This is a genomic window from Mesorhizobium sp. WSM4820 (genome assembly GCF_055811075.1).
On record NZ_JBVVQN010000028.1, the window covers coordinates 49,590 to 66,161 of the forward strand.

The 16,572-nt window shown below is 63.1% G+C and carries 15 protein-coding genes; 6 read left to right on the forward strand and 9 right to left on the reverse strand.

Annotated elements, in window-relative coordinates:
• Positions 1–101 precede the first annotated feature (101 nt).
• The 3 genes from AC0L2R_RS30980 (at position 102) to AC0L2R_RS30990 (ending at position 3,391) form a co-directional block, all read left to right on the forward strand.
• Complete coding sequence (locus tag AC0L2R_RS30980) at positions 102–743, forward strand: glucose-6-phosphate isomerase (RefSeq protein ID WP_473513416.1); 642 nt, start codon at positions 102–104, stop codon at positions 741–743.
• Between the two features lie 73 nt (positions 744–816).
• A complete protein-coding gene (locus AC0L2R_RS30985; RefSeq protein WP_473513418.1) occupies positions 817–1,785 on the forward strand; it encodes a shikimate dehydrogenase family protein in 969 nt (322 codons plus the stop codon).
• Between the two features lie 82 nt (positions 1,786–1,867).
• A complete protein-coding gene (locus AC0L2R_RS30990) occupies positions 1,868–3,391 on the forward strand; it encodes a xylulokinase (RefSeq protein WP_473513419.1) in 1,524 nt (507 codons plus the stop codon).
• 86 nt (positions 3,392–3,477) lie between these two features.
• On the opposite strand, the gene AC0L2R_RS30995 is transcribed toward AC0L2R_RS30990, so the two are convergent.
• Positions 3,478–4,071 carry a DJ-1/PfpI family protein gene (locus tag AC0L2R_RS30995; protein ID WP_023797753.1) on the reverse strand — a complete coding sequence of 198 codons (594 nt, stop codon included), beginning with the start codon at positions 4,069–4,071 and terminating at the stop codon, positions 3,478–3,480.
• A 62-nt stretch (positions 4,072–4,133) separates the two neighbouring features.
• Positions 4,134–4,835: a GntR family transcriptional regulator gene (locus AC0L2R_RS31000; protein ID WP_473513421.1), complete on the reverse strand. Its 702-nt coding sequence runs from the start codon at positions 4,833–4,835 to the stop codon at positions 4,134–4,136.
• A gap of 142 nt (positions 4,836–4,977) precedes the next feature.
• Here AC0L2R_RS31000 and AC0L2R_RS31005 point away from each other — a divergent pair, with 142 nt between their 5' ends.
• From AC0L2R_RS31005 to AC0L2R_RS31015, 3 genes are read left to right on the forward strand one after another with little or no spacing between them, the layout of a single operon-like run.
• Positions 4,978–6,204: an iron-containing alcohol dehydrogenase gene (locus AC0L2R_RS31005; protein WP_473513423.1), complete on the forward strand. Its 1,227-nt coding sequence runs from the start codon at positions 4,978–4,980 to the stop codon at positions 6,202–6,204.
• A gap of 18 nt (positions 6,205–6,222) precedes the next feature.
• The gene (locus AC0L2R_RS31010) at positions 6,223–7,710 is read left to right on the forward strand and encodes an NAD-dependent succinate-semialdehyde dehydrogenase (protein ID WP_473513425.1); all 1,488 of its coding nucleotides are present in this window, start codon (positions 6,223–6,225) and stop codon (positions 7,708–7,710) included.
• An 11-nt stretch (positions 7,711–7,721) separates the two neighbouring features.
• Positions 7,722–8,546: an alpha/beta hydrolase gene (locus AC0L2R_RS31015; protein WP_473513426.1), complete on the forward strand. Its 825-nt coding sequence runs from the start codon at positions 7,722–7,724 to the stop codon at positions 8,544–8,546.
• Positions 8,547–8,677: 131 nt separating this feature from the next.
• Here AC0L2R_RS31015 and AC0L2R_RS31020 read toward each other — a convergent pair whose 3' ends face one another.
• From AC0L2R_RS31020 to AC0L2R_RS31050, 7 genes are read right to left on the reverse strand one after another with little or no spacing between them, the layout of a single operon-like run.
• Positions 8,678–9,619: a phosphotransferase gene (locus AC0L2R_RS31020; RefSeq protein WP_473513428.1), complete on the reverse strand. Its 942-nt coding sequence runs from the start codon at positions 9,617–9,619 to the stop codon at positions 8,678–8,680.
• A gap of 22 nt (positions 9,620–9,641) precedes the next feature.
• Positions 9,642–10,607: a phosphotransferase gene (locus AC0L2R_RS31025; protein WP_473513430.1), complete on the reverse strand. Its 966-nt coding sequence runs from the start codon at positions 10,605–10,607 to the stop codon at positions 9,642–9,644.
• 10 nt (positions 10,608–10,617) lie between these two features.
• Positions 10,618–11,898 (reverse strand): allantoate amidohydrolase, encoded by a 1,281-nt coding sequence (locus AC0L2R_RS31030; RefSeq protein ID WP_473513431.1) that lies wholly within the window; start codon positions 11,896–11,898, stop codon positions 10,618–10,620.
• A complete protein-coding gene (locus AC0L2R_RS31035; RefSeq protein WP_128184062.1) occupies positions 11,891–12,652 on the reverse strand; it encodes a DeoR/GlpR family DNA-binding transcription regulator in 762 nt (253 codons plus the stop codon). The genes AC0L2R_RS31030 and AC0L2R_RS31035 overlap by 8 nt, the downstream gene beginning before the upstream one ends.
• Before the next feature lie 45 nt (positions 12,653–12,697).
• Positions 12,698–14,521 carry a dipeptide ABC transporter ATP-binding protein gene (locus AC0L2R_RS31040; RefSeq protein WP_473513432.1) on the reverse strand — a complete coding sequence of 608 codons (1,824 nt, stop codon included), beginning with the start codon at positions 14,519–14,521 and terminating at the stop codon, positions 12,698–12,700.
• On the reverse strand, positions 14,518–15,444 hold the full coding sequence (locus AC0L2R_RS31045; protein WP_287070289.1) for an ABC transporter permease: 927 nt from the start codon (positions 15,442–15,444) through the stop codon (positions 14,518–14,520). The genes AC0L2R_RS31040 and AC0L2R_RS31045 overlap by 4 nt, the downstream gene beginning before the upstream one ends.
• Positions 15,444–16,424, reverse strand: coding sequence for an ABC transporter permease (locus tag AC0L2R_RS31050; RefSeq protein WP_473513434.1), 981 nt, complete (start codon positions 16,422–16,424; stop codon positions 15,444–15,446). The genes AC0L2R_RS31045 and AC0L2R_RS31050 overlap by 1 nt, the downstream gene beginning before the upstream one ends.
• Between the last annotated feature and the right edge of the window lie 148 nt (positions 16,425–16,572).

The following is a 16,572-nucleotide window of genomic DNA, read 5'->3' on the forward strand; positions in this document are numbered from 1 at the left end:
GGAGCAAATCGTACCCTGCAAAGCAAGTGGTCTTGTCGAAAGCAGGAGGTGCGGGCCAGATCAGCGCCGACGCCACCTGCAATGCAGTATGAGATAGTCCTTTGACGAGACTGTTTGAGCCCATTGCATGCAAGGTCGACCTGTCGACTGGTGCGATGGGAAATGCAACCGGCACCTACCAGAAGCGCTTCCGCGATCTGGACGGGCTCTATGCCGACGCCGCGGCGTTCGAAGCCATGCGCGTGACATGGGGTGAGCGCATCGTCTACGAGGTCTCCGAGTTCCGACCGACCGAGCAGTCGGGCGACCTGATTTTCGGCGTCACGCACATGGCGCCCGGCAAGGTCGGCGACGAGTATTTCATGACGCGCGGCCATATCCACAGGCAGGCCAACCGGCCCGAGATCTACTATGGCCAGAAAGGCCACGGTCTCATGCTGATGGAGTCGCCGGAGGGCGAGGTTCGCATCCTGCCGATCGACGCCCAGACCGTCTGTTATGTTCCGCCGTTCTGGATCCACCGCTCGATCAATGTCGGGGAAGGCGATCTGGTGATGCTGTTCTGCTACCCCGCCGATTCAGGGCAGGACTACGAGATCATCGCGAGATCGGGAGGCATGCGCTCGCGCGTGGTCGCCGGCGATGGAGGCTGGAGGCAAGTCGACAACCCGGATTGGCGACCGCGTGACGCAAAGCTGATCTCTGCCCTCTATGGGCAACAATCCGGCACGGCGCCGGCATGAAGGCTCGCTACGAGATCGCTGCTTCATTTAGCATTGCTGCACTGCGCGCGGAGAAAATCCGGGAGAATGGCAAATGAACCGCTATCGGCCGGCCACCCAGCCGACATTCTATTTTATCGGCGTCACGACGACGAGCAGCTCGATCATGCGGGTTTTCCCGGCATGGGCGCGCCACCTCGGGCTGAAGGAAGCGGTTCTCAAGGATGCGGTTCTCAGGGGCATCGACTTTCCACTCCATGCCGATCCGGAGGCCTACCGTGAGGTCGTCTCCTTCATAAAATCCGACCCGCAGTCGCTTGGCGCGCTCGTCACCACGCACAAGATCGATCTTTTCAACGCAGCGCGCGACCTGTTCGATGTGATCGATCCGCACGCCCGCCTGATGCACGAGACCAGTTGCCTGTCGAAGCGGGGCGGAAAACTCGTCTGCCATGCCAAGGATCCGATCTCTTCGGGCCTTGCGATAGACGGTTTCATTCCGGCGGGATATTTTGCGGACACCGGCGCGGAGGTCCTGTCGATGGGCGCCGGCGGATCGACGATAGCAATCACCTGGCACCTGATGCGCAAGCAACGTGGCGCCGACTTGCCTTCGCGCATCATTGTCAGCGACCGTTCGCAGCCGCGTCTCGATGAAATCGAGCGCATCCACAGAGACATGACGTCGACGGTCGAGCTCGAATATGTCCTGGCGGACCGACCAGAGATCAATGACGAGACGTTGGCGGCGCTGAAACCAGGCTCGCTGGTGATCAACGCGACCGGACTTGGCAAGGACGCGCCCGGCTCGCCGATTACCGATGACGGCGTGTTCCCCAAGCGCGGCATTGCCTGGGATCTCAACTATCGCGGCGACCTGATCTTCCTCGACCAGGCAAGGCGGCAGCAGGCCCGACAGCAGTTGCAGATCGAGGATGGTTGGACATATTTCCTGCATGGCTGGACGCAGGTGATCGCAGAGGTCTTCGACATCGCGATCCCGGTGTCCGGGCCGGATTTCGACGCGATGTCGCGCATCGCCATCGAAGCGGCGAAAGCCTGACGCCGTCGGTCTTGTCACACCGCGCTCGCTTTGACTGATAGACAGAGGATCACATGTTTGCCCATCTCAGGACTCTTCCGAAATGAGCGGCGAACTTTTCCTCGCCATCGACGTCGGCACCGGCAGCGTCCGCGCCGCACTGATCAATGTCGCCGGCAAGATCCTCGAGCTTGCGTCGCGCGAGCACGACCAGATCGTGCCGGAATTCGGCTGGGCCGAACAGCGGCCGCTCGACTGGTGGGAGGGTGCGCGAGCCAGCGTCAAGACGGTGCTGGACCGCGTCGAAGGTGCCCGCGAAAACATCTCCGCCATCTGCGTCTGCGGGCAGATGCACGGGCTGGTCCTGCTCGACGCGCACGGAGCGCTGACGCGCGACACGGCACCGCTCTGGAACGACAAGCGCACCGTCGATCTCGTCCGTCGCTTCGAGCAAGCGAACCAGCCGGACAGCTACCTGCCCGAAAGCGGCAACACGCCGACCCCGGCATGGCCGGGCTTCAAACTACAATGGGTCCGAGACAACGATCCCGCCGCATACGCCCGAAGCGCAGTCACCGTCATGCCGAAGGATTACATCAACTACCGGCTGACCGGCGAGATCGCCATGGATACGGGCGACGCGTCCTGCAGCTTCCTGATGAACCCAGAGCGGCTCGACTGGTCGCCGGTGATGATCGAGCGCATGGGTCTCGATGCCGCCAAGCTGCCGCCGATCCGCAACCCGCTGGATGTCGTCGGCCACGTCACCGAACAGGCGGCGCTCGACAGCGGCCTGCGCTCTGGAACCCCGGTGCTGGTCGGTGGCGCCGACTATCCGGTGGCACTGCTCGGCTCAGGCGCCTGTCGCCCGGGAATGGGTTCCGACAGCACCGGCACGGGCGCCATCATCACTGTTATCGCGGAGAAGCCGCTGCTTGACCCGGAAATCTCGAACGTTGCGACGGTCGAAGGCAACTGGGCGCAATTCGTGCTGCTGGAGACCGGCGGCGACGGCATGCGCTGGGCACGCCGCGCCTTCCACGGCAACGCGCTGTCCTACGACGAGATCGTCGCCCGCGCCGCCGAGGCGCCGGCCGGTTGCGACGCGCTGCTCTTCATGCCCTTTCTCACCGGGGAACGCCTGGGGCGTCATCGCAACGCCCGCGCACAGTTCTTCGGATTGGGCGCCGGGCATGGCATGGAGCATCTGCACCGCTCGATCCTGGAAGGCATCGCCTTTGCCATGACGCGCCACATCCGCATCATGGAACAGGCGTCGAACAGGCCGCTGGAGCGCGTCATCGCCGCCGGTGGCGGGGCGCGCACCGAACTGTGGCTGAAGATCAAGGCCAGTGCCTTCAACATTCCGATCCTGGTCCCGCGGGAGCCCGAATGCGGCATTGTCGGCTGCGCCGCGATGGCCGCGACGGCGACAGGCCGCTTCTCGCGCGTCGACCAGGCGGCCGAGCGCTTTGTGAGCTACGACGCCGAAATCCTGCCGGACCCCGGATGGGCCGAGACCTACAGCCGCACCCAACCGGTTTTCGAGCAGCTCTACCATCACAGCCAGGCGCTCTACGACGACATCGACGCACTGGCGGCCGCCACGCGGCCGACGCAGCCGTGACGCATCTCAAGCCTGCCGAGCCCTGACTACAGCGACAGACCTGGCATCAAGACGCATCCCGTCGTGAATGCATCGGACGATTGACTTCAGCTGTGGCGGATTTCCGTTCCCAGCACCTTCAGGCACTCGCGGATGAACGCGGCTAGTGCGGTCCAGCCCTTTGCCGAGACCATCGTTCCGTCGACATAGGCCTCCGTCGGCGACAGGTCGATATAGGTTCCACCGGCCAGCGTCACTTCCGGCTCGCAGGCGGCCAGCGCACCTACTTTCTTGCCACGCACGACGCCGTCGACGGCGATCAGGATCTGGACGCCATGGCAGATGGTAAAGATCGGCTTCCTGGTCTCGTGGAAATGGCGAACCATCGCCTGCACACGCTTGTCGGTGCGGATGTACTCGGGGCCACGGCCGCCGGCGCAATAGACGGCATGATACTGGTCGAGCTGCCTTTCCGCCTCCGAAAAGGTCTTGTTCAGCAAGGCATAGTGGCCGGGTTTTTCGGTGTAGGTCTGGTCACCCTCGAAATCGTGAAGCGACGTCTTGATCAGGTCGCCAGCGTTCTTGTCAGGACATACGACATGGACGATGTGGCCGACCGCCTCCATCGCCTGCTGATAGACGAAGATCTCGTATTCTTCGGTGAACTCACCGGTCAACATCAGTATTTTCTTGCCTGGCATGGTCGGTTCCTCGTTTTGGAATGGAAGGCGGGCGGGCGTTGCACTCGCCGGCGGCGCGGGTCTCAATCGAACGCCGGCAACAAACGATCACGGGAATGCTCGATATGACGGCGCATCGCCTGTTCCGCCGCCACGGGGTCGGAGGCGGCGAAGGCGGCCAGGATGGCCTGATGCTCGTCGAGCGCTTCCTCGGTGACGCGCGAATGGAACATCAGGCGGAAGATATGGAAGTGGGTATGCTGGAACGCGAGGGTCTCGCGCACGAGGCCATTGTTGGCAAATTCCATGATCCGGTCGTGGAAAATGGCGTCCTGCCGCGCGAAATTGGAGTAACGCAGGCGTTCATCCTTGCCTTCGCGGCGCGCCATGCCGCCTGCGGACTCCTCAAGCACCGCAAGTTTCGTCTCATCCATCGATGCGGCTGCTTTGGCCGCCGCATGCGGCTCGAGCAGCAGGCGAAGCTCGTAGAGTTCGTCAAATCGGCGCCTGGTTATCTGCGGCGCAGCGCGGTAGCCGATCAAATGTGTCTTCAGCACAAGTCCTTCGCCTTCGAGGCGGCCAAGCGCTTCACGGATCGGCGTGTGCGATACGTCAAGTTCCTTGACCAGGCTGTCGACGGTGATCCGTGAGCCAGGCGCGATCTTCAGCGCCATGAGTTGCGCGAAGATCGCTTCATACACGTCCTCCACCAGGCTGGTGGATCGCTGGATGCGCCCGCTGGCGGGGTCGACTTCTCGGGCATTGCTTGCGTTCGTGACCTGCATCTTTGCCTCTTGACAGGATCACTGGCTAACACGATGCTCCGTTCAATACAATCCTATATCCTATACGATTTAATAGAGGATACCTTTAGGACCGAGTTCGGCGAGCTTTCGCCTTTCCACCATCATCGAGGGACGCAAGACCATGAGCCTTTTCGCTGCCATAAGGCTGCCGCGTGAAATCCTCTTCGGCAAGGGCCAGCGCCATGTCATTGCAACCGTTGCGGCCAGGCTCGGCCGTCGCGCTCTCGTCTGCACGGACGAGCGCTTTGCCGCAACTGTCGCCTTCGCCGAGATCATCGCGGCGCTCGAGGGCGCATGGATCGCTGTGCTGGTGCACGACCGTGTGCAGCCCGATGTGCCGCGCGACACGGTTGCCGTCTGCGTCGAGGAGGCGCGGGATTTTGCGCCCGACATGGTGATCGGCATCGGCGGCGGCAGTTGTCTCGACATGGCCAAATGCGCCGCTTTGCTCATCAGTCACGGCGGCCTGCTCGAGGACTACTACGGCGAGTTCAAGGTGCCCGGACCGACGCTGCCGCTGATCGCGGTGCCAACGACAGCCGGTACCGGCTCGGAAGTGACCCCTGTCGCGGTGATTTCGGATCCGGATCGCACCATGAAGGTAGGCATCTCCAGCCCGCATCTGATCGCGGCAGCCGCCATCTGCGACCCGGAACTGACGATGACATGTCCCCCGGGGCTGACGGCGATCGCCGGCGCAGACGCGCTGACCCATGCGGTCGAGGCTTTTACCGCCGCCAGGCGCGGCACCGACCCCGGCCTGCCGCAACAGCATGTCTTCATCGGCAAGAGCGCGCTGACCGATCATTTTGCGCTGCTCGCGATCAAGCTGCTTGGCCGCAGTCTCGAGAAGGCCTGCCGCGACCCCGCCGACGAGGACGCTCGCGCCGATGTGATGATGGGCGCGCTTGCAGCCGGCTGTGCGTTCGGGACGGCCGGAACGGCGGCGGCGCACGCGGTGCAATATCCGGTCGGCGCGCTTACCCACACCGCTCACGGGCTGGGTGTCGCCACCATGCTGCCGTATGTCATGAAGTACAACCGGGCCGCCACGGCCGCCGAGATGACCGAGATCGGCCTTGCCCTTGGTCTCGACGGCAGGGACCGGAGCACCGCTGAGATGGCCGACGCGACGATCGACGAGATCGGCCGGCTGTTTGCAGCGATCGGGATTACGCCTACGCTGGCCAGGCTCGGGCTTCCCGCCGACAGGCTCGATTGGACGGCCGAACAGGCGCTCGGCATCGACCGTCTCATCAAGAACAATCCGCGTCCATTCGATCTGGCGGCCATGCGCGGCCTGATCCAGGCCGCCTATGATGGCGACCTCGCCGCCTGTGTCATGTGAGCAATCGAGGAGCAGGCCATGAACATATCTCATCAGGCGCTGGACGACGAGCAGGACACTGCCGGCTTCCATAGATTCTCGCACGGCTTGTATATTGGCGGCCAATGGCGGCAATCCGCCGACGGCAGGGAAATCGGGGTTGTCGACCCTTCCACGGAAGCGGTGATCGCTGCGGTTCCCGATGCGACGATCGAAGATGCCGCGGCGGCCGTCGAGGCTGCGGCCAACGCCGCCGATGGCTGGCGCACGATGGCGCCCCGCAAGCGTTCCGAAATCCTCAGGCGTTGCTTCGAGCTGATGACGCAGCGTTGCGAGACGCTGGCCACCCTGATCTCGCTGGAAAACGGCAAGGCGCTGCGGGACGCGCGTGGCGAGATCGCCTATGCCGCGGAATTCTTTCGCTGGAATGCCGAGGAAGCGGTTCGCATCTCCGGCGAATTCGGGATGGCGCCTTCCGGCACCAACCGCATCGTCGTCGACTACGAGCCGATCGGCATCTGCGTCCTTGTCACACCCTGGAATTTTCCTGCCGCCATGGCGACGCGCAAGATCGCGCCCGCCCTGGCTGCCGGGTGCACGGTGATTTTGAAGCCGGCCAGCGAGACCCCGCTCACCGCCTACGCGCTCGCCGCGCTCTATGAAGAAGCAGGTGTTCCGCCAGGGGTTGTCAACGTTCTGACAACCTCCAATCCCGGTCCGGTGACGGCCGCGCTGCTAGCCGATCCGCGGGTGCGCAAACTCTCCTTCACCGGCTCGACTTCTGTCGGGCGCGTTCTGCTGGCCGAGGCCGCAAAGCACGTGGTCTCGTGTTCGATGGAGCTTGGCGGCAACGCGCCATTCCTTGTGTTCGATGACGCGGATCTCGACGCGGCGGTCGGTGGGGCGATGGTGGCGAAGATGCGCAACGCCGGCGAGGCCTGCACGGCCGCAAACCGCATCTATGTCCAGTCCGGCGTTTACGATGCGTTTTGCGAAAGCCTCGCCAGGCGGATGTCGGCACTCAAGATCGGCGCTGGAACGGACGCGGCCACGGAATGCGGGCCGATGATCACCAGGAAGGCCGTCGACAAGATCGACCGTCTGGTCAACGATGCTGTCGCCCGTGGCGCGCGGGTGCTGTGCGGAGGCAAGGCAGGCTTGGGAACGGGATACTATTATCCGCCGACCGTGCTCTGCGACGTCCCGGCCGAGGCGGAGATGGCGCACGAGGAAATTTTTGGGCCGGTGGCGCCGATCTCGAGCTTCGAAACGGAAGCCGAAATCATCGCGCGTGCCAACGACACCGAATACGGTCTTGCCGCCTACATCTACACGCGCGATCTTGCGCGTGGAATGCGGGTGGCATCCAGGATCGAAGCCGGGATGGTCGCTCTCAACCGCGGCTTGATGTCCGATCCGGCAGCACCGTTCGGCGGGGTCAAGCAGAGCGGCCTCGGCCGCGAGGGCGGCCAGCATCACGGCATTGCCGAGTTCATGGAGGCGAAATACCTCGCCATCAGCATCTGAGCGGAGGAAAAGTGCAAAACGATCCGTTCCGCATCCGCGACCATGTCGCCGATTTCGATCAAATCGTCCAGGACATCGTTCACCGCAGCGAGGCCGTCCGCGCAACCATCCCGATGACAGCGGACATTGCCTATGGGCCGGATCGGACCGAAACCATCGACCTGTTCTTTCCCCCGGGCAAACGAAGCCGCCTGCCGGTGCACATGTTCATCCATGGCGGCTACTGGAGGATGTTCTCCAAGCGTGACTATTCATATGTCGCGGCGACGATTACCCGGGCCGGTGCGATTGCCGCCATCGTCGACTATGCTCTGATGCCCAAGGTCAGGATGGCGACGATCGTCGACCAGGTGCGCCGCGCCAAGCAGTGGGTTCTGGCCCATATCGCCGACCATGGCGGAGACCCGGCAAACCTGACCGTCAGCGGTCATTCGGCCGGGGCACATCTTTCAACGTTCCTGTTCAACAACGAGCATACCCCCTCCAATGTGCGGGCAGCCCTTCTGCTCGGCGGGCTCTACGATTTGAAACCGCTCCAAAATTCCTTTCTCGCCAACGAGATTGCAATCACCGATGAGGAAGTCGCCAGGTTTACACCGCTTGCCCATCGGCATGATCCTCAAACCAGGGCGATGGTTCTGGTCGGAGCCAACGAGACGCCGCCTTTCCATCAGCAGGCAGATCGATTCAAGGAGCACCTGCTGCAGCAGGGTTCGCCGGTAACGTCGCTTGTTCTCGCCAACCGCAACCACATGGACAGTGTCAGAGATCTCGGCATGCCCCGGAGCCAGGCGGGGGTTTGCCTGACGAAACTGATTGCTAACGACGATCGTTGACCCAGCAGACATGCCGGCCATCACCCATTGCGGCTTACCGCAAGGGCGTCTGCATTCCAACCTGCAGTGCTGCAGACGGACGCCCGTCTTTGGCTCATCACTGGTCGGAATTGCTCCGCCAGAGACACTCGTCAGACCGCCCTGAGATGCTCGACCCATTGCGGGGTCTGCATCACCGAGCGCGCGCGCATGTATTTCCATGCCCCGTATTTGTAGAAATCGAAATCGAGCGCCGACACGACGTTCTGCACCATCGCCCAGGTTCCCCACTTCACGTCGGCAAGCATCTTGTGCACGACCAGGCGAGCTTTCAACCGTGGATCAAACCTGCCGAAATATTCCTCGATCACCTCGGCCTCGACCGCATCGGAGAAGAACATTTCTCCGCACCAGATGCCGAGTTCGTAACAGCGATCGTTGTTTGCCGCATACTCGTAATCGATCAGCATCATCGACCGGTCGGGCGCGATCATGAAGTTTCCCGGCATCGGATCGTTGAAGCACGGCACCAGGTCGATGCCTGAAGCCTCGAGCGCCGCCCGCGCCAGCCGGTACTGGCGATGCAGCCAAACAAAATCCGCGGGCAGTGCGCCTCCGAGTTTACGCACCTGATCGACATGCTCGTCAATCATGTCGAAGACGGTCTTGGTCAGCGACAGCAGGCCCGAATCGTTGAAGCGCCGATAGAGACCCAGCACCGAGCGACGTACATCCGGATCGAGAAAATCGCGGTTGGTACAGGAGCGCCGCCCCTCCATGAAATCGGCGATCTCGACGCCGCGTTCGTCCAGATAGCCGTAGACTGCGGGACCGATACCGAGCGAGTGCGCACGCCGGCTCGCCTCCGCCGCCGCCTTTCGGTCGATGAACATCTCGGTGCCGCGGCCCGGAACCTTCACGAAATAGCTCCCTGCCTGTCCGGCGATGCGAACGCGCCAATTGGAATTGCTGATGCCGCCATGCACCGGCCCGTAGCGGAGATCGCGGCCGGCCCATGGTTCGACGGCACAGATGACGGCCTCGATCTCCCGCTCGGCTTCGCTTACCGCCTCGCCCGCCCGCTTCTCAATCATGTAGGGCCCTCCTCGCAGCCGCTCAAAGCCGTCTCAATTTCAATTGGAAGTCCGGATGGCGAAGGGCCATCCGGCAGCGCAGCAGGCGCCACTGCGCGTATTTCAGAAACTCGATGTCGCCGCGCGGCGATGTCGAGTTCATAAGCATCCCCCAGAGCCCCCACATCAGATCGTCGGCCGCCGCATAGGCACGGCAGCGGTCGAGGGAAGCCTGACGGAAGGACCCCTCGAACACCTCAAGCGCCGGCCGCATCTCTTCTTCGAATGGAAATGCCTCGTTGAGAAGAATGCCGATCTCGTAGAGCGGGTCGACATTGCGGGCTTCGTCGAAATCGACGAGCTGAACCGCCCCGTCCTGGCTTATCATGACGTTGGAGGCGAGGCCGTCGGCGTGGCTCGGCCGGACATCGTAACCCGCAGCCGTGATCGCGCGCTCGATCTCGCCGACGCCGTCGAGCATCCACCAAAGATCGTCCGGGTGGTCGACGTCAGCGGCTTGGCAGGCATTGTCCAACACCCGGATCCTGTCGAATACCGTCCAGGACAAAGTGAATGGCCGCGCCCCGTGGATCGCCTTTTTAAGCGCGATGACCTGTTCCATCACGTCCGCCCGCCGCAGATCGTCCATGCGCGCTGTTTTCCAACCGGGCGGCAGGAGATCGAAGATGATCGCGTCGGCGTCTCGCGCAAGATGCCGCGGACTTGGCGTGCAGCCCAGTCCGGCCGCGATCGAGGCGGCTTCAAACACGGCCTCCAGATCGACGAACGCCTTCTGGTCCGAGTTCACGATCTTCAGGAAATAGGCCGGAGACGGCTGATCGACCGCCACCAGCCATGCTTCGCTGTCGACGCCGCGATGCGAGGGCGATGCGATACCCGGAGTAGCTGAGGTAAAGCCAATCTGTTTTCCCGTCCAGGCCGCAACAGCAGTGAGCGCAGCCTCGGCACGAACTTCCGCGGGGGTCGAGGCTTCGCCGAGTGTCTTCATTGTCTGTCCCTCAGTTCTTCAGGATGTTGCCGTCAACGCAGAACCGCCACAGCATCCCCGCGAGCAGTTCCGTCCCCAGGAGCCGGTCCTCGGGCGTGGTAAACTCCGTCGGATGGTGGATGACACCGCCGACGCTCGGCACCCCGATGACGATCGCCGGCGTCACCGCCGACATGCTGACGGCGTCGTGCCCACCGATCGTGTCGAGCCGCAGCACCGTCTGCCCGAGCGATTTGGCGGTCTGTTCGGCCAGGTCGATCAGCCCGGCGTCGAATTCTCCTGCTCGCCTCCGGTCTATGGATCGGACTTCGAAAGACGCGTTGGCGCGCCCGGCGCAGGCTGCGATCTTCTGCTTGAGCTCCGCTTCGGCCGACGCCAGAAGCTCGGCGCTTCCCGACCGCAGTTCGATGAACATCACCGCCTCTGCCGGCACCACGTTCGGCGAATTGGGATGGACTTCCAGCCGCGCCGCCGAGGTGTGCAGATCCGGAGCGGCCTTGTCGGCCATGTCCCTGAGTTCGGCAATCAGATAGGCGGCAGCGAGCAGCGCATCCTGCCGCTCGGCCATCGGTGTGGGGCCGGTGTGGGCCTGCCGGCCGAGATAAGCGAGGCGATATTTGACGGCGCCCCAAAAACGGGTGAATGCGCCGATCCGCAGGCCGGCCTTCTCGAGATGGGCGGAACCTTCGATGTGGATCTCGATCAGGGCGTCCGGCACCACGCGAGCGGCTTCGCCCGCATAGCCGATTTCCGACAGCGCCTCGGCCACCGAAACGCCGGAACCGTCCCGGCGCGCCAGCGCGAAATCGAGGTCGATCTCGCCGGAATTGACGCTGCTGCCAAGCAGGCTGGGCTGGAATCGCGCACCTTCCTCGTTGGTCCAGTTGACGATGACGAAGTTGCATTTCGGCGTGAAGCCGGTTTCAGTCACCCGGCGCCGGATCGCCTCTATCGCGCTGCAGGCTGCGATCACTCCATAGGCGCCGTCGAAACGGCCACCATTCGGCTGACTGTCGAGATGCGACCCGCACATGATCCAGGGCGCATCCCTGCCGGCCCAGTCGAGGAAACCGTACATGTTGCCGATCGCATCGACCTCAAGGCGCAGGCCTTCCTGCGCAAACCATGCAGCCAACCAGTCGCGTGCCAGTCCATCCTCGCGGGACAGGGTCAGTCGCGTCATTGAGCCGTCCGGACCACCGCCGAAGGCGGAAACCTCATCCATCATCCGATGGAGGGCTTCGGCGTCGATGTCGGGAAAAGCCGATGGGTCCTTACGAATTTCAAGCATAGAGCACCTTTACCTGCGCCTGATCCATTTGTGCGGCGAAGTCCGCCTTGAGGGGAGCGTCGGTGATCAGGATGTCGACGTCCCGGAATTCGTATGTGCAGATGGAGCCCTGCCGGCCGAACTTGCTGCTGTCGGCCAGCATGACGCACTGTTTGGAGTGCTTTCGCAGCGCGCGGCGAATGTTCGCCTCGTCCTGTCCGAGGTCCATGAAGCCGAACCTGCTGTCGACGGTTGCAATGCTGACGAAGGCGATGTCGAACAGATGCCGCGTGACGAGATCGACCGGATCCTGCCCCATGAAAGCGCGGTAGCTCGCCCTGACGTCGCCGCCGACCGCCACGAGATTGGGATGTCCGGCATCGGCGAGCAGCGCGACGATGTCGAGCGAGTTGGTGTAGACGGTGATATCAGGCCAGTTCCTCAGATGCTTGGCGAACGCCAGCGTCGTCGTGCCGGTGTCGACGAAGATCTTGATATGGTCTCTGAGCAGGGTCGCCGCGCATTCGGCGATACGCGCCTTTTCGCGCGCGTTCAGCCGCATCCGGTCGGCGATGGGCTCGTCGGCGTCCGGGCGCGGCTTGACGCCACCGCCATAGATGCAGCGCAGGTGCCCCTCGAGTTCCAGTTGCTTCAGGTCGCGACGCACCGTTTCCCGGCTGACATGGAAATGCTCGGCGAGTGCCTGCACCGACACGCGCCCGTGCGTCTCGAGTTCGGCAAGTGCGTATTGCAAGCGATCTTCAGGATCGCTCATGCAGATCTCGCTTCCATCGGTATGTTCCTCCCCGTTTTTTGTCGATCATGCGGCGGCGCGGGCCCCCTGTCTTTCAACGAGGAAGCAGGCCGCCAACTCGCCGTGATTTCGCACCGTCAGCGTCGGGCTCTCGGCATGGCACCTGTCGAAGGCATGCGGACAGCGGCTGGCGAAACTGCAACCCGGCGGCAGGTCGATCGGGCTCGGCGGCTCTCCTTCGAGCAGGCAGTCCTCCGGCTTGTAGCGGCGCTCCTCCAGTGTTGGAACCGCGCTCAACAGCGCCTTCGTGTACGGATGCCCGGGATCGAAGAAAAGACGCTCATTGTCGGCGATCTCGACCACCTCGCCGAGATACATCACGGCAACCCGGTTGCAGACGCGGCGGACCATTGCCAGGTCATGCGAAATGAAGACGTAGGTCAGGCCGTGCTGGGCCTGCAGTTTTTCGAACAGCGCCAGCAGGCGGAACTGCTCGGTCTGGTCAAGCGACGACAGCGTCTCGTCCATGATGAGCACCTTCGGCTCGAGCACCATGGCGCGGGCGACATTGACGCGTTGACGCTGGCCGGCGCTGAGCCCAAGCGGCAACTCATCGTAGAGGTTCGCGGGAAGCTCGACCTCGGCCATGACCGCCAGGACGCGATCGCGTATCTCCTTCGCATTGCCCATGCCGTGCACGCGCAGCGGATCCTCCAGGATCGCGCCGATCGATGTCCGCGGCGGCAGCGAGTTGAACGGATCCTGCAGCACGAGCTGAAAATCGCGCCGGAACTTCAGCAGCATCTTTCCCCTCAGTTTCGAGAGATCCTGGCCATCGCAGATGACGCTGCCGCTGTCCGGAAACTCCAGGCGGCTGAGAAGCCGCATCAGGGTGGACTTGCCGCAGCCGGACTCGCCGACCACGCCGAAATTCTCGCCCGGCATGACGTCGAAGGTGACATTGCGCACGGCGCGGACCTCGCTGTGGGCAGCGAACGTTCCCCGTTTGCGGACACGGTAGGTGCGGGTGGCGTCGCGTATGCTGATCGTTGGCCTGGCCGCGTTCGGGGTACGTGGAACCGCGACCGCTTCGCTCGACCAGATTTTTGGTATCTGGCTGATCAACTGCAACGTATAGGGATGCTGCGGCGCGTCGATGAGCCGCTGCGGGGTGTTGCGCTCGACGATCCTGCCTTCGGACAGCACCAGGACCTGATCGGCCGCCTCCTTGACCATCGGCAGCGAAGAGGAAACGAACACCACCGCGGTGTCGAAACGCTCCGTCAACTCGCGCATCAGACGCAAGACCTGCGCTGCGACTGTCACATCGAGCGGCTGGGTGACGTTGTCGGCAACGAGAAAAGCTGGATTGCTGATCAAAGCGTCGACGATCAGCGCTCGCTGCATCATGCCGCCGCTGAACTGCGAGGGGTACTCGTCGAAACGTAGTCGTGGCGAGGGAATGCGGACCGCTCCAAGAAGATCTATGACCCGCTTGCGGGCTTCCGTGGGATCGATGCCGGGCACTACGGCGCTCAGCTTCTCGACGATCTGGCGGCCGACTGGCAAAGTCGGATCCAGCGCTCCCATAGGGTTGGCACCGACATAGGCGATCTCCCTGCGCAGCAGGCGCATCCGTCCGCCGGCCAAGTCGAGAATGTTCTGCGACTTGTACTCGAGCGAGCCGGACGAGATGCGCAGCGGCGGGTCGATCCAGTTGACCAGAGCTCGCGCCAGAACGGTCTTGCCCGAACCGCTGGCCCCGATGATGCCGACGATTTCACGCGGGGCGAGATCGAACCTCACATCGGAGAGCACCGGCCGGACGCCCGCCCCCGTGCCCACTTCCACGCCGAGATTTTTGACCGACAGGACCGGGCTGCTGTTCACGACACGCCTCCGTAGATCCGGTTGCGGGCCCGTTCGAGCGAAGCGCCCATGAGATTGATGCTGGTCAGGGTAAGGCACAGGAACACCCCCGGCATCGTGGCGATCCACCACGCATTGAGCAGGTACTTCCTGCCATCGGCGATGATGTTGCCGAAGGTCGGCGTCGGAGGCTGCACGCCGAGGCCGATGAAGCCGAGGATCGACTCGAAGATCATCATGCGCGCTACGTCGAGCACCGACACGAAGATGATCGGCGGCAGCACCAGCGGCGCGAGCAGCCAGACCATGATGCGAAAATCCGAAGCGCCGCTGACCTGGGCGGCGCGCACATATTCGCTCTTGCGTTCGGTCATCACGACGCTGCGCGTGACGCGGGCATAGACCGGCCAGCTCGAAAGACCGAGCACAAGGATGATGGCCGGGATCGTCGGCCGCGATACCCCCAGAACGGTGATTGCGAGGATGATCATCGGAATGGAGAGCTGCGCGTCGGTGATCCGCATGATCACCATGTCGATCCTGCCGCCATAGTAGCCGGCGAGCGTGCCGAGCGAGCAGCCGATGATCAGCATCACCACCACGGTGGACAGGCCGATCAGCAGGGAATAACGCAAGCCCACCAGACTGCGCACGAGCATGTCGCGACCGATCTGATCGGTGCCAAGCGGTGCCGCCCAGTTCCATTTGTCGCCGAGGAAGGGCGGCGACTGCAAACGGCCGGCGACGTTCATCTTGGTGGGATCGATCCCGCTCAAGGCCGGGTAGAGCAGCGCCGCAAGACCCAGTATGGCGAAGATCACGAGGCCGACCCGGAACTCGTTCGACGCCAGCGCCACCTTCCATATCCGCCGGGACAGGGAAGCGCCGCGCTGCGCTTCCGGCGCAGTTGCCTTCAGGCTCAGACTGGTTTGCGCAACGCTCATCAGTATTCCAGTCTCGGATCGATCAGCGTCGCGATCAGATCGACCGCGATGTTGATCAGGACGAAGATGGCGCTGGTGACGATCGCGATGCCCTGAATCAGCGGAAAGTCACGCTGCAGCACGGCGTTGATGGTCAGAAGGCCTAGTCCGGGGTAGTCGAAGATGAATTCGATGACGAGCACGCCGCCGAGCAGGCCGCTGATCTGGATGCCGAGAAGATTGAGCAGCGGTACCGAGGCGTTGCGCAGAGCATGCGCGAAGATGATCCGACGCTGGCTGAGTCCGCGCACGCGGCCGACTGCAATGAACGGCATCATCATTGCCGAGGAAATCGAGCCGGTCAGCGTCCGGATAAGAACCGGCGAAAGTTCGACAGCCAGCACGATTGCCGGCAGGATCGTGTAGGCAAAGCCCTTGTAGCCGATCGCCGGCAGCCATCCGAGCTTCACGGAAAGCAGCAGCGCAAGCACGATGCCGAGCCAGAAGCCCGGCAGGGATATGAAGATCGACGACACGTAAAAAGCGATCTTGTCCGGCCATCGCCCGGGAGACAATCCGGCCGGGATGCCGACCAGAAACGAAAAGAGCATCGCGAACACGATCGCCAGAAGGGCGAGCTGCAGCGTCATCGGCAGGGTTTCGCCGATAAGGGTGAGCACATTGGCGCGCTCGCCGCGCGTGGCATCCCCGAAACTGGACCCGCCGGTCGAGGCGCCGCTGGCCGGCCGAACGAACGACTGGCCGAGGTCGCCCCTGACGACGCCGCTCATATAGCGCCCGAATTGAACCAGCACCGGATCGCGAAGTCCCATCTCCTTGGCGATCTGCTCGATCAGCGCCTCGGGCGCCATTCCGCCCGCCATCAACCGGACGGGGTCGCCAGGAACGACGCGAAGCAGGGTGAAAATCAGCAGCGTTACAAGAAAAATGATCAGCGCACCCTGGGCCAGGCGGCGGACAAGAAAGCTAATGATGAACATTCCAATCTCCTGCGGCGCAAAGCCCTGCGGATCGGTCGTGCGGCTCTCCTTCTCCCCTTGTGGGAGAAGGTGGCCGAGCCCACGGGGCTTGCCTTCGGCAAGCCCGAGGACAGGCTCCGCTCGGTCGGATGGGCGTTCCAGCTTGGCA

What these genes read in the sequence shown, in the direction of transcription:
- AC0L2R_RS31025 (WP_473513430.1), bottom strand. Translation starts at nt 10,607, where the DNA reads ATGAAGACACTCGGCGAAGCCTCGACCCCCGCGGAAGTTCGTGCCGAG.
- AC0L2R_RS31005 (WP_473513423.1), top strand. Translation starts at nt 4,978, where the DNA reads ATGAGCCTTTTCGCTGCCATAAGGCTGCCGCGTGAAATCCTCTTCGGC.
- AC0L2R_RS31030 (WP_473513431.1), bottom strand. Translation starts at nt 11,898, where the DNA reads ATGCTTGAAATTCGTAAGGACCCATCGGCTTTTCCCGACATCGACGCC.
- AC0L2R_RS31050 (WP_473513434.1), bottom strand. Translation starts at nt 16,424, where the DNA reads ATGTTCATCATTAGCTTTCTTGTCCGCCGCCTGGCCCAGGGTGCGCTG.
- AC0L2R_RS31000 (WP_473513421.1), bottom strand. Translation starts at nt 4,835, where the DNA reads ATGCAGGTCACGAACGCAAGCAATGCCCGAGAAGTCGACCCCGCCAGC.
- AC0L2R_RS31035 (WP_128184062.1), bottom strand. Translation starts at nt 12,652, where the DNA reads ATGAGCGATCCTGAAGATCGCTTGCAATACGCACTTGCCGAACTCGAG.
- AC0L2R_RS30985 (WP_473513418.1), top strand. Translation starts at nt 817, where the DNA reads ATGAACCGCTATCGGCCGGCCACCCAGCCGACATTCTATTTTATCGGC.
- AC0L2R_RS31010 (WP_473513425.1), top strand. Translation starts at nt 6,223, where the DNA reads ATGAACATATCTCATCAGGCGCTGGACGACGAGCAGGACACTGCCGGC.
- AC0L2R_RS31045 (WP_287070289.1), bottom strand. Translation starts at nt 15,444, where the DNA reads ATGAGCGTTGCGCAAACCAGTCTGAGCCTGAAGGCAACTGCGCCGGAA.
- AC0L2R_RS30990 (WP_473513419.1), top strand. Translation starts at nt 1,868, where the DNA reads ATGAGCGGCGAACTTTTCCTCGCCATCGACGTCGGCACCGGCAGCGTC.
- AC0L2R_RS31020 (WP_473513428.1), bottom strand. Translation starts at nt 9,619, where the DNA reads ATGATTGAGAAGCGGGCGGGCGAGGCGGTAAGCGAAGCCGAGCGGGAG.
- AC0L2R_RS30995 (WP_023797753.1), bottom strand. Translation starts at nt 4,071, where the DNA reads ATGCCAGGCAAGAAAATACTGATGTTGACCGGTGAGTTCACCGAAGAA.